General features: G+C 70.3%; 9 protein-coding genes. 4 read left to right on the top strand and 5 right to left on the bottom strand.

Annotation, left to right across the window (positions count from 1 at the left end; translation table 11 throughout):
- Positions 1–162 precede the first annotated feature (162 nt).
- The 4 genes from U8525_RS05230 (at position 163) to U8525_RS05215 (ending at position 3,429) form a co-directional block, all read left to right on the top strand.
- Positions 163–1,386 carry a glutathione-independent formaldehyde dehydrogenase gene (locus tag U8525_RS05230; RefSeq protein WP_374261851.1) on the top strand — a complete coding sequence of 408 codons (1,224 nt, stop codon included), beginning with the start codon at positions 163–165 and terminating at the stop codon, positions 1,384–1,386.
- Between the two features lie 226 nt (positions 1,387–1,612).
- A complete protein-coding gene (locus U8525_RS05225; protein ID WP_374261849.1) occupies positions 1,613–1,849 on the top strand; it encodes a hypothetical protein in 237 nt (78 codons plus the stop codon).
- 85 nt (positions 1,850–1,934) lie between these two features.
- Positions 1,935–2,960, top strand: coding sequence for a hypothetical protein (locus U8525_RS05220; RefSeq protein WP_374261847.1), 1,026 nt, complete (start codon positions 1,935–1,937; stop codon positions 2,958–2,960).
- A 76-nt stretch (positions 2,961–3,036) separates the two neighbouring features.
- Positions 3,037–3,429 carry a hypothetical protein gene (locus U8525_RS05215; protein ID WP_374261845.1) on the top strand — a complete coding sequence of 131 codons (393 nt, stop codon included), beginning with the start codon at positions 3,037–3,039 and terminating at the stop codon, positions 3,427–3,429.
- Between the two features lie 144 nt (positions 3,430–3,573).
- Here the strand turns inward: U8525_RS05215 and U8525_RS05210 are convergent, their stop codons facing one another.
- From U8525_RS05210 to mprF, 5 genes are all read right to left on the bottom strand, one after another.
- Positions 3,574–4,932, bottom strand: coding sequence for a FadR/GntR family transcriptional regulator (locus U8525_RS05210; RefSeq protein ID WP_374261843.1), 1,359 nt, complete (start codon positions 4,930–4,932; stop codon positions 3,574–3,576).
- Between the two features lie 1,184 nt (positions 4,933–6,116).
- Positions 6,117–6,680 (bottom strand): carboxylesterase family protein, encoded by a 564-nt coding sequence (locus U8525_RS05205; RefSeq protein WP_374261841.1) that lies wholly within the window; start codon positions 6,678–6,680, stop codon positions 6,117–6,119.
- Between the two features lie 18 nt (positions 6,681–6,698).
- Positions 6,699–7,679, bottom strand: coding sequence for a carboxylesterase/lipase family protein (locus U8525_RS05200; protein ID WP_374261839.1), 981 nt, complete (start codon positions 7,677–7,679; stop codon positions 6,699–6,701).
- A gap of 136 nt (positions 7,680–7,815) precedes the next feature.
- The gene (locus U8525_RS05195; protein WP_374261837.1) at positions 7,816–9,357 is read right to left on the bottom strand and encodes a virulence factor family protein; all 1,542 of its coding nucleotides are present in this window, start codon (positions 9,355–9,357) and stop codon (positions 7,816–7,818) included.
- Positions 9,354–11,900, bottom strand: a complete 2,547-nt coding sequence (gene mprF, locus U8525_RS05190) for a bifunctional lysylphosphatidylglycerol flippase/synthetase MprF (protein ID WP_374261835.1) — start codon at positions 11,898–11,900, stop codon at positions 9,354–9,356. Before mprF ends, U8525_RS05195 begins: the two co-directional genes overlap by 4 nt.
- Between the last annotated feature and the right edge of the window lie 123 nt (positions 11,901–12,023).

Below are 12,023 nucleotides of genomic sequence, written 5' to 3'. Positions count from 1 at the left end.
CGCATTCCCTCGCCGGACGCGCCAGCCGCAGCCCTTGGCCGCGTGCCCGCCCTGCACGCCTGCACGGGGCAGCCAGGCACGTCTTCTCCCGCCCCCCTTCCCCTGGACGCGCTGCGTCCCACTATTGGTGGGCCGCGCGACGGCGCAACCCGGGAGAGGCCCATGCTCGCAGTCGTCTACAAGCAGAACAGCCAGGTGAAGGTGGAGGAGGTCGAGGATCCGAAGGTGGAGGCGCCCACGGACTGCATCATCCGCGTCACCTCCGCCGGAATTTGTGGAAGCGATCTGCACATGTATGAGGGCCGCACCGCCTCCAAGCCAGGGCAGGTGTTCGGCCACGAGAACATGGGCGTCGTGGAGCAGGTGGGCGCGGGCGTCAGGAGCATCAAGAAGGGCGACCGCGTGGTGCTGCCCTTCAACATCGCCTGCGGCACCTGCTTCGACTGCGTGCGAGGCCGCACGGAGTCCTGCCTCGTCGCCAACCCGGAGGCGCCGCACGCGGGCTACGGCTACGCGGGCATGGGCCCGTACCGGGGCGGACAGGCGGAGCTGCTCCGCGTGCCCTGGGCGGACTTCAACTGCCTGAAGCTGCCGGGGCAGCCGGGCGACGACCTGGAGGACGATTTCCTCCTCCTGTCGGACGTGTTCCCCACCGCCTACCACGGCACCGAGCTCGCCAACGTGCGTCCGGGCGCCACCGTGGCCGTGTTCGGCGCGGGCCCGGTAGGGCTGCTCGCTGGCTACTGCGCGCTCCTGCGCGGCGCCTCGGAGGTCTACGTGGTGGACAGCGTCCCGGAGCGCCTGGCGAAGGTGAAGGAGATGGGCGCCACCCCCATCGACTTCACCAAGGGCGACCCGGTGAAGCAGATCATGGATCTGCGCCGCAAGAACCCGCTCATCATGGGCGCGCTGCGCCCCGGCGAGGAGAAGGCCATGGGCGTGATGTGCGGCATCGACGCCGTGGGCTACCAGTCGCGCGACAACAAGGGCGCGGACTCGCACGGCGGCCGGGAGAAGCCCACCCAGGTGCTGGAGCAGCTGGTGGAGCTGGTGAACCCCACGGGCTCCATTGGCGTCGTGGGCGTCTACATCGCCCCGGATCCGGGCGCGCCGGACGAGAACGCCAGGCAGGGCATCTACCCGCTGCCGTGGGCCAAGGTGTTCGACAAGGGCCTCACCGTGGGCACCGGCCAGACGCCGGTGAAGCGCTACAACCACTTCCTGCGCGACCTCATCATCGCGGGCCGCGCCAGGCCCAGCATGATCGTCAGCCACCGCCTGCCGCTGCAGGACGCGCCGGACGCCTACCAGAAGTTCGACGCGCGCAAGGATGGCTACACCAAGGTCATCCTCAAGCCCCAGCTGAGCCCCAAGGCCCGCGCGTAGACGCGGCCCCGTCCCCAGGTCCCGGGGTGTGCACGCCCCGGGACCTGGGCGGTATCGGGTTTGACGGTGGACGCCCTGGACAAGGCCTCGACCGCGCGGGTGGTCGGGAGCGACGACGACCTGCGCGAGGCGCGGGTGGCCCTCCTGGGGCTGGAGGGCTACACGGTGCTGGCTGTCGCCACGGCCACGCAGGCCCTGGACGTGCTGCCCCCGGATTCCCTCCCTGGTGCTGCTCGGCCAGGTGCTGCGCAGCCCGGAGGCCCCGCGCTTCCTCACCCGGCTGCGGAGCCTGGACCCCACCTCGAAACCGCCTTTGCTGGCGCGCCCCCCGGCTCCGGACCTCCAGGCGTCCCACGGGACGGTGGTGGCACTCCTGGGCAAGCCGGTGCGCACAGAGATGCTCCTGGCCGCGGTGGACCCCTATCGGGAGCCCCCTGACCGCTCTCACCGTGGGCACATGTAGGTATGGGAGGACCGCAACTCCGGACAGCAAGGGTCGATAATCCACCAACGTCCACCGTCTCGGTGGTTCGAGGGGGAGACCCGACATGTCCAGAATAGGCGAGTCGATTGGCGGCGCCACCGCGGCGCGTGTGCAGCAGACCCAGACCCCGGCGGTGCGCCCGCCCCCACCGCCTCCGGCCCCGGTCGTCGCGCGGCGCCCGTCCGACACCTTCGAGTCCGCCCCGGCCGCCCGCCGTGGGGGCCCCGCGCTGGGAGCGCAGGCGCCCGCGGCCACGCCCACGCCGGTCGGGACGTCCGGCACGGCGGTGCAGACGAACGGCGCCACGGTGGCGGACTACCAGGTGGGTCCGCCCCGGCGCCCGGACATCCACCACGACAACGGCTTCCTGCAGAACCCCAACGACCCCAACGACCCCAACCCCATCCCCACGGAGAGCCCGGGGCTGGGTGACTACGCGGCGCGGGCCGAGTGGGAGCTGAAGCTCAACGCCGCGCGCGCGGTCCAGGGCATCCCGGGCGTGCCGCACAACGACATCCCGGATGGCCTGGACACGTACGACCACTTCCTGCACGGCAACGGCGCGGACCGGCACTTCGACTACGAGCGCTTCGTCAGCACGGACCCCGCCGGTCAGGCGGTGCTCACCAACTCCACGCGCGACACGCAGCAGGCGGCGGAGGCGGCGTACAACCAGATGATCGCGCAGGACCCGTCCCTGGCCGGCAAGCCGGTGACGTTCCAGATCACCGGCTCGCAGATTGGCGTGGGCGCCAGCGAGCAGTTCCCGTACCCGGAGACGGAGAACTGGCAGAAGGCGATTGGCGGCCACTCCATCTGGAACAGCGCGACGGTGACGGTGTATCCGCCGGAGACGCCGGGCGGGAAGCCCCGCTTCGAGATGGACATGACGCTCCACGCGGAGGACCGCTACAACTTCAACCCGGGCCAGTCGGACATCAACACCGGCACGCCGGACGCGGCCAACGGCCGGCTGGAGCGCACGGGCCTGGGGCACCAGTACACCAACTACGGCACGCTGCAGCGGCACGTGACGTGGGACCAGGGGAGCCCCGAGGATGCGACGTCGCGTCCCATCGGTGGCCGTTAGGCGCACGCTGGCTACCACCCTGCTCGCGGGGTGTGTTTCGCTGGCCTGCGACAAGCCCTCAGGGGGGAGTGCATCCATGACGACACAGACGGCCGCGCCGGCGGCGAAGACGGGAACGGACCTGGAGACGCTGGAGAAGACCGTGACGCTGCCGCGCCGCCCGCAGGCGGTGCAGTGGCGCCAGTCGCCGCGAGGCATCCAGGGCGGGCTGGGGCCCACGGACACGCAGTTCCTCGCGGTGCTGGAGTACCCGGAGGCGGAGGGCCAGGCGCTCCAGGCCACGCTGAAGCCCACGCGGCTGACGGTGAAGGTGGATGACGGCGGATGGCTGCCGGCGGCCACCCGTGAAGCCCTGAAGGGAGCCACCGCCTACGACGCGGCGCCCTTCTTCAAGGGCTCGCTGCGCCAGGGCACCGTGTTCCAACTGCCCCAGTCGAGCACCTTCGTCCTGGTGCTCTTCAGCACCTGAGCAGGTAGCCAGAAGTCCCCGGTCCCAGCCGGCGCCGAAGCCAGGCCCGGATGGAGGCGCCAGGGTCAGCGATGCAGGCGCGCCCCCCCACACGGAGGGCGCGCCTGGCATCACGGGTGCCCGGGACGCGGAGACCACCGCCGCTCACGAAGCCGCAGGGCCCAGGGAACAGGCAACGAAGCGCCAGAGGCGCATGGCCCACCGACCCAAGCGCCCCCATGTGCCGTGAAGCAGTCCATCCGCCCCGGCCATCCCCCCAGGGAGGTGTCCGCGAGCATCGACGGGAGAATCCCCGCCCTCACGGAATGGGAGCCCCCACGCGGAAAGAAGCCGCTGCGCGACATTCGGCTCCCCCGAGAGAACCTCGCCACGAAGGCGCTGAGCGGCCCCAAGCGCCTCGCCGTCCCCGGTGACGGGAGCAAGACCACCGAGGCCACACGTTCTCACGCGAGTGTGTTCCGCAGCCGCCGTGCCCTGTTCGACGACCGGCGCAAGGTGGACAGTTCCCTCCTCTTCCTCAGAGGGACGTGCGTCCCGCGTTGGACCCGGCAAGGGGAGAGCAAGCCCTCCTTCATCCACACAGGGGCGTGTGTTGAGCGCCTCGTCTCGCACAAGAGCTTGCGCAGGGACACCGAGCCCCGGCGTCTCCACGCCGAGGCACGTCTCCAGCGCGGAGGATGGTTCGGCGACAGGCTCGAGACAGCCAAGACCATGCGCCGCCGTGCCGGGACGTGCCGTCATCGCATCGGATGGAGAGGTGGCGGTCACGGTGTCGCAAACAAGGCCTTCCTCGTCACGGTGGGTTTCGAGGGAAGCAGTCTTTCGTAGGGCGGGCGCGAATTGCTCCAGGACTTGTTCGTCGTAAGCCTTCATCAGCGCGGGCAGCTCATGCTGGAGTTCGTGGACGTTACGCTCCATCAAAGTCACCTGCGCGCAGTTGGCCCACTCGCGCAGCGCTTCACCGCCCAAGAGGGGCAGCAGCCGGGCCGCGCCGACCATGAAGGCCCGCTGTAGGGACTGAACGAGGAGCACATGTCCAGGCCGAGCCGCCACCCTTGCCGCCAGCCGCAGCAACTCAAACTCCACCTGGGCGCACCGCGCCCCCGGCTCCCAGCGGGCCGCGTCCCAAAGCTGGAAGCAAAGGCCCTTCAACTGGCTCAAGTCCCTCTCGGAGGCCTTCGCGCAGCAGTCGGTCAGCAGTTCCACCATCACCTGCCGCCGGAGGCTGAAGTAGCCCTCCAGGAGCCACCGTGCGTCCGGAGAGCGTGCGTCATGCAACGCCAGTCCCAGGTTCTCCAGCGTCAGTGACTCATCCAACGCCACCGCGCGCGTATTGCGTCCGGGGTGCTGCACCACCAGGCCTCGCGCAGCGAGTCGCCGCAGTGCCTCGCGAATGGTGCCCCGGCACACGCCAAAGCGACGCGCCAGCTTCGCTTCAGGGCCGAACTGCCCGCTCGGGTGCACCCTTCCCAGCGCGATATCAAGTTCAAGCTGCGCTTCCACATACGCCACCAGTCCACCCCGTCCCATCTCCATCCCCTTCCTCGGCCCAGCATCGCCATCCAACCACGGGGGTCTGACATGGACGAGTGGTCTCGCAACCCAGGCCATCTGTTGGGGCAGCGCACCCCTGAGCCACATGCGGAAAACTTGTCCAACCGTCCTACAAGTTCGCGAGCTCGAGCGCCGCTCCGTGAAAACCGGTCCGACGGTCGGACACGCCCACGGGCTCGGGTCACATGCGGCGAAAACCAGTCCGACGGTCCTACAGGTCCGCGAGCTCCGGGCCCCGAACGGCGCCAACGTGTCCGACAGCCAGGCCGATTCACCGGGCGGCCCCTATACGGCAAGAACCGGACCAAAAATCAAACATGCTCGCGCCCCAGAAGCCAACGCTGCAAAGACTATCTGACTGTCCGACACGCTCGCGGCCTCGGACTTCATTGGGTGAAGACCCGTCCGAAAATCCAATTCAATTGCAGCGTATACCCCAGACCGCGGGCCCGGTCCGACCGGCCTACAGGCTCGCAGCTCGTGAGCCCCGAGCCGAGAAAGACCTGTCCGACTGTCCTACAGATTCGCGGTTCGACGGCCCAACCTGAGAAAGACCTGTCCGACTGTCCTACAGACTCGCGGGTCGGGGGCCCAGGCCGCGCAAACTCTTCCGACCGTCCTACAGGTTCGTGGCTCGTAGGGGGCCCAGGCCGTACAAACCTGTCCGACGGTCCTACGGGTTCGTGGCTCGGGGCCCCGCAGGTTGTGAAATGTATCCGACTGTCCTACGGGTTCGCCGCTCGGGGTCGCAGACTGCGCAGACCTGTTCGACTGTCCTACGGGTCAACGGCTGTGGACTTCGGGCTGTGAAACCTGTCCGACTGTCGGACAGGTTTCTGGAAAGTGTGCCCGCCGGGCGGCCTCTGCGCCTGTAGCTCCAATTCGGCGGTTTCGCGGCTACACCGTCGCGGAGCTTGGCGGTCCATGCTCGTGGAGCCGTGTTGGCGCCTGCTCGAATACAGCGCCATCAGGCCCAGCGGTGTGCTCCGCGAGGTGCTCGTCATCGCGGAGGATTTCGGGACGCGGGATTTGCCAACGCTTTTCTTGCGACCTGCCCGGGCTGGTCTCGGCTGAGCTCCGGAGAGAACCAGCATCAAGTGTTCCCTGCCAGCCGCCCCTCTTTCGTTTCGGGGCTACAGCGCACCTTCGGGCCGCGACCTCTTCTGCGGCGTGGCCGCGCGATGGACGTCGCGTGGCGTCCCTGACTTCTCATCCGCGCCACTGGCCGCGCTGTTGATGATGGCGCTCGCGAGCAGGAAGGTGTTGAGACGCAGCTGCATGAAGTTGTTCTCCACCTTCGGTGGCTGCTGCATGCGCAGGGTGCGGTCCTCGCCCTGCCGGTGCTTCGGCCACTCCGTCTCGGAAGCGGGCGCTCCCGTGCGGGCGAACTGGAGCGCCCAACCACTCACCTGACGCGAGTACGCGCGGTCCTCCTCGGTGAGCACGTCCTGGGTGGGCGGGCAACGGGCCACCGTGTCCAGGAAGTACGGGACGTCCGAGCCGTGTGGGACGCCGTCGGGGAACTCCGGGCGGAGCTCGGCGGCTGTGTACTCGAAGTAGAAGCGCCACGCGTCGGAGACCTTCTGGTGCAGGTCCGCGACCTGCCGGGGGATGAGCGTGAAGACGATGTCGCGGCATACCTGGCGCGCCAGCTCCTCGTCAGGCGACACTCCTGGATAGAGCAGGCCGATGGGCACATTGTTGTCCCGCAGCGCCTAGAGGACATCCATGGGATCCTTGCCCATGGCCTCCATCACGCTCACGTCGTCGCTGGTGCTTCCCAGAATGAGCGGCACCCGCGCCTGCTGCTGCGCCTTGAAGGTAGACAGGATGGACTGCGGTAGCACCGTGTCTCCAGACACGGCCACCGGCGCCAGCGAGTGCTCCGGCGGCTGCTGCAAGAAGGACTCCGCGGGCAGCTCGCGCAGGCGCTCCGGGGTCGCGTCCGCGTCCGCCACGCCCATGCCACGGATCAGCGCCTCCCCCTTGACCCGCGCATTCTCCAACGGCATCTCGTCCAGACCGTACACGCTCAGCGCCACGCCCCGGTGGAAGTAGGGCCGCGCGGCCTCCATGCAGAAGAGGGCCAGCACGCTCTTGGCGCCCGCGGACTGGCCGACGATCGTAACGTTGTTCGCGTCTCCACCAAACCCGGCGATGTTGCGGTTCACCCACTGGAGCGCGGCGACCTGATCCAAGAGGCCGAAGTTGGCGGCGCCTCCCCCGGGCTCCTGCTGAAGCGCCGGATGCGCCAGGAAGCCCAGGTGGCCCAGACGGTAGTTCAGCGTGACGAGGATGACGTCCCGCGACGCCAGGGGTACGCCGTTGTATGGGGGCAGGCCGCTCGCACCAATCACATACGCACCCCCGTGGATCCACACGATGACGGGCAGCCTCGCCTGGGAATCCACGCGAGGCGTCCAGACGTTGAGGTAGAGACAATCCTCGCCCAGCGGGTACGGGTCCCCGCCACCGCCCTCGATGCAGGCATCGCGCGACTGGAGCGAGGACTTGCCGAACGTGGACGCCTGCCGGGTGTGCTTCCAGGGCACGGCCGCGGCGGGCGGACGCCAGCGCAGCGCGCCCACGGGAGGCTGGGCGTAGGGGATGCCCTTGAAGGCATACACCCCCTCTTCGACCACGCCTTGGAGCTGCCCTTCGACAGTGCTGACGGCGGGTGCGGACTGCAGGACCATGTTTGGCCCCCCACGAGACCCGGCACTCCAGGGCCGGGCCGGGGCGAAGTAGAGGCTCCGCCCATGCAAGTCAATGCATCAGACCTCAAAGACAGCCACCCGTCCTCCAGCCGACTCGACCTCCGACCCCGGAGCATCAGGGCAATGCCATACCGAGTTCCCCCAGGACGATCCGGGCGATGGCGGCGTAGTCCCCATCGAAGTGGTGTCCTCCCTTGAGCAGCACGGCCCGGGTGCCGGGCACGCCGGACAGTACGGGACAGAGGCTGTCGGACAACTCTTCGTCACCATAAAGACAGAGCACGGGAGTCCCCTTCAAGGCCCGCACGTCCGGGAGCACCGCGTTCGTGGGCCGCCCCTTGCCGCCGAAGATATCGGTGACATGCACCTCGAACTCCGCCTCCTTGCCAGGCGCGAGCAGCACGACCAGCCGCACGCGCCCGCGTAGCTCCTCGGGCAGGCGCGTGGCGATGGCCGGCACCACGTCCGCGCCACGCGAGTAGCCCAGCAACACCACGCGCTGCTTGCCCCACGCGGAGAGGAAGTGACGCAGCGCTCGGGCCACGTCCGTGGCCGTCTCCTCGGGTGTGCGGCGCCTCCAGAAGTAACGCAGCGAGTTGAACCCCACGACGGGAATGCCCTGCGCGGCAAGCGACTCGGACACGGACTGGTCCAGGTTGGCCCAGCCACCATCGCCGGTGACGAAGAGCGCCAGCGTGTCACCCGGGAGGCTCGACGTCGCGGGGACCTCCACCAACGGCAGCCCCTCCACCGACGCATCCCCCGCGCGCCCGCGCTCACCCGCGTCCGGAAGCGGCGCGGCCGCGGAGACGACTGGCTGCGGCATCTCCGCGGTGAGCGGCGTGGCGGCGGCGTCATGCGCGGCCAGCAGCGCCCCCTGCCAGGTGGCCACCGGCATGCGCGCCAGTCCCGGCCCAGGAACCGTCAACACGCGAGCCGTCTCCAACGCTCGGGTGAAGCCGTGGGCCGCCTTCACCGGATGGTCCACATCGTGGTCCGCGACGAGCAGCACCCACGGCTGCTTCAGCACACGCGAGGGCGCCAGCCGCTCCCGCGTGTGCCGGTCCCCGCGAGAGCGCACGAGCCCCGCGCCCGGACAGAAGGCCGCGGACGTCTCCAGCGCCTGCGCGAAGTCCACGCTCACCGCGCCCCGGAACGTGCCCGGCGGCGCCTGCGCCAGCGCCGCGTAGGCCACCGCCGCGCCCACGCCATCCCCCACGAGGACGGGGTGCAGGTACTCGGGCAGCTCCGCGTGCTGCTGATAGCCCTGGCTCAAGACCTCCAGGTCTCCCGCCGGGTAGGCGCACCGGGTGCCCTTCTCCAGGGCGTGCACATACGCCCTCGCGTCCACCGCGAGCACCAGCGCGCCGTGCGAGGCCAGGACGCGGGACAGCTCCAGCGCGCGGCCCTGCTCCGCGGGCCCATCCGCCAGGAGCAGCACCACCGTCCCAGGCCTCTCCGGCGGCGTCACCACCGTGACGTGACCGAAGCGGCCTCCGGGATGCAGCGTCTCCACTCGGGGCGCGGCCTCGGGCGCGGGGCCGGCCACGGGCGTCGGGCCACCAGACGGCTCCGCGCACGTGCACGCCCACGGAACGAGCGCCAGCGTCAACGCCAGCGCGGCGCCCACCATGAACCCTCCCGCGCGCCGGCTCATCGCGCCACCATCCCACCCAGCCCTCGCGACACCAGCGAGGCCACACCCGTGAGCACTCCTGGAAGCGCGAGCCCGCCTGGCGAGGCCAGGTAGCGCGGGGCCCAGTCCGGGCGGAACTTCTCCTTGTACTGGCGCAGCCCCTGGAAGTTGTAGAAGTGCTCGCCGTGCCGGAACACGAGCGCGCCCAGCCGGTTCCACATCGGCGCGAGCGTGCGCTCCTCGAAGCCGCTGAAGGGCGCCATGCCCAGGTTGAAGCGCCGGTAGCCCTGCCGCCGGCCCCACAGCATCAGCGACGTGAAGAGGAAGTCCATGGCGCCGTGCGGGCTGCCCGGCTGGTAGCGCATGAGGTCCACGCTCAATTCCTCCTTCGCGTCCGGAGCCCACACGTTGGCGAAGCCCGTGAGGACTCCGTCCTTGCACACCAGCGCCACCGGCCCCTGCTCCAGGTAGCGAGGGGAGAACCACCCCAGGCTGAAGCCCTTCTCCCGCGTGTGCTTCTCCTCGAGCCAGGCGTCGGAGATGGCCCGCAGCCGGGGCAGCAGCTCCGGCACGGCCTCGCGCGGCCGCACCTCGAAGGTCCAGCCCTCGCGCTCCATGCGGCGCAGGGTGTGACGCAGGCCGCGCCGCTCCGGCCCCTCCAGGTCGAAGTCCTGGAGCGGCACGGTGGCCTCCTCGCCCAGTTTGAGCAGCGTGAGGCCCAGGTCCAGGTAGCGTGGCAGCGCGCCCGGGCCCACCTGGTAGAAGCACGCCCAGCCGTGATGCCGGTCCGCCAGCTCGCGGAAGCGCCACGCCAGCTCCGTCGCCGCGTCCGGCGGCCCCACCGGATCCCCCATGGAGACCCACGCCCGGCCCGACACGCCGTACATCAGGAACGCGCTGCCCGCGTCGTTGATCATCAGGGACTTGTCCCCCACCAGCGCCAGCGAGGCCATGGACTCCGGCGCGCTCGCCACCAGGGGCCGCACCCGCCGCAGCTCCTCCACCGTCGCCGGATGCGCGCGCGGCCCCGCCGGCCGCAGGAGCGCGGCGAGCCCTACCACGACCATGGTCCCCAGCACGCCCACGCTGGCGCGCAGGAAGCGCGGCGCGTCCCCGGAGAAGGCGAAGTGCCACCAGAGATCATTGCGGTACTCCACGTGCCGGTAGGAGAAGAACCCCAGCCACACCGACGCGCCCACCACCGCCACCGTGGCCAGGAGCCACCCGGGGCTGAGGGCCTCCGCGAACAGCGACGTGTGCCGGTAGAACTGCTGGTGGAACGGCGCCAGCGCCGCGGCCAGCACGAGCAGCAGCGTGGCCTCCTCGTAGTCCACGCCCTTCACCACGGAGAACACCGCGCCCGCCACCAGCAGCACCTGCGTCAGCACGTAGGCCGCGTCCAGGCGCCGCTGGAGCCCGCGCGCGAGCAGGAGCAGCGACACGCCCACCAGGCTGCCCAGCAGGTGTGACACCTCCAGCAGCGGCAGCGGCACCAGGCGACGGAGCAACGCGAGCCGCTCGGTCGCGGCGGGCGTCGCCCCCGAGAACAGCAGCACCGTGCCCGCCACGAAGGCCACCGCCGACGCGGCCCACGGCACCACCGGCGCGAACGAGCTGTGCACCACCTTCGCCAGCCGCGTGAGGTGGTGGCGACGCTGGAGCAGCTCGTGCCCCGCGAGCAGCAGCGCCGCCACCATGAACGGCACCAGGTAGTAGATGATCCGGTACACGAGCAGCACCCCGACGACCTGGGGCGCGGGCACGCGGGGCGTGAGCGCGGAGAGCATCACCGTCTCGAAGACGCCCAGGCCCGCGGGCACCTGGCTGGCGATGCCCGCCAGCTGCGCCAGCGCGAACAGCGCGGTGAGCGACGGCAGCGACACGCCGCTGTCCGCGGGCAGCAGCACCCACAGCACCGCCGCCGCCAGCAGCCAGTCCCCGCAGGACACCACCAGCTGCGCCAGGGCTCGCGCGGGCGTCGGCAGCGTCCACTCCAGGCCGCGCACGCGCAGGGGCTTGCGCACGGTGGCGCACGCCACGAAGTAGCCCACGAGCAGCGCCCCCAGCGCGCCCCCCACCCCGTGTGCCACCGACGTGGACAGGGACAGCACCCCACCCCCGCCCTCCACGAGCAACGACGTGCCGGTGACCGCGGCCAGGCCCAGCCAGAACGTGAGCGCGTTGAACGCGGACACGCGCGCGACGTCCAGCGCGGTGAGCCCCCACGCGGAATACAGCCGGTAGCGCACCGACCCGCCGCTCAGGAACGACGCCCCCAGGTTGTGCCCGAAGGCGTAGCCCACGAAGGACGTGAACCCCACGCGGGAGTACGGGAGCCGGTGCCCCGCATGCCCCAGCGCCAGTACGTCGTACAGCGTGAGCGCCACGTAGTTCACGACGGTCACGCCGAGTGCCAGGAGGATCCGCCCGGTCGTCACGGCCGCGAGCCCCGCGCTCACGTCCTCGCGGCGGAAGTGCGACAGCTCGCGGTGCAGCACGTACGCCGCCACGCTCAACAGCAACAGCGGCAGCGCGGTGGTGAGGACTCTCTGGATCTTCGACATGCCGGGCTTCCCCCGACACGTGACGCAGCATCCAGCGTGCCATCCCCGTGGAGAGAGCCCCGTGGGCAGACCTCCGCCCGAATTGCCCCAGCCGGGGCGTTCCGCCCCACCCTCGCGGGAGGA

Origin of the sequence: Corallococcus sp. RDP092CA, assembly GCF_041903675.1 — a bacterium.
Classification (GTDB): domain Bacteria; phylum Myxococcota; class Myxococcia; order Myxococcales; family Myxococcaceae; genus Corallococcus.
Note: the sequence above shows the minus strand (reverse complement) of the source record. Positions and strands in the feature narration are given on the sequence as shown.

Bases quoted from the DNA above. Each gene is read 5' to 3' on its own strand.
- U8525_RS05230 (WP_374261851.1), top strand. From the start codon at position 163: ATGCTCGCAGTCGTCTACAAGCAGAACAGCCAGGTGAAGGTGGAGGAG.
- U8525_RS05220 (WP_374261847.1), top strand. From the start codon at position 1,935: ATGTCCAGAATAGGCGAGTCGATTGGCGGCGCCACCGCGGCGCGTGTG.
- U8525_RS05215 (WP_374261845.1), top strand. From the start codon at position 3,037: ATGACGACACAGACGGCCGCGCCGGCGGCGAAGACGGGAACGGACCTG.
- U8525_RS05200 (WP_374261839.1), bottom strand. From the start codon at position 7,679: ATGGTCCTGCAGTCCGCACCCGCCGTCAGCACTGTCGAAGGGCAGCTC.
- U8525_RS05195 (WP_374261837.1), bottom strand. From the start codon at position 9,357: ATGAGCCGGCGCGCGGGAGGGTTCATGGTGGGCGCCGCGCTGGCGTTG.
- mprF (WP_374261835.1), bottom strand. From the start codon at position 11,900: ATGTCGAAGATCCAGAGAGTCCTCACCACCGCGCTGCCGCTGTTGCTG.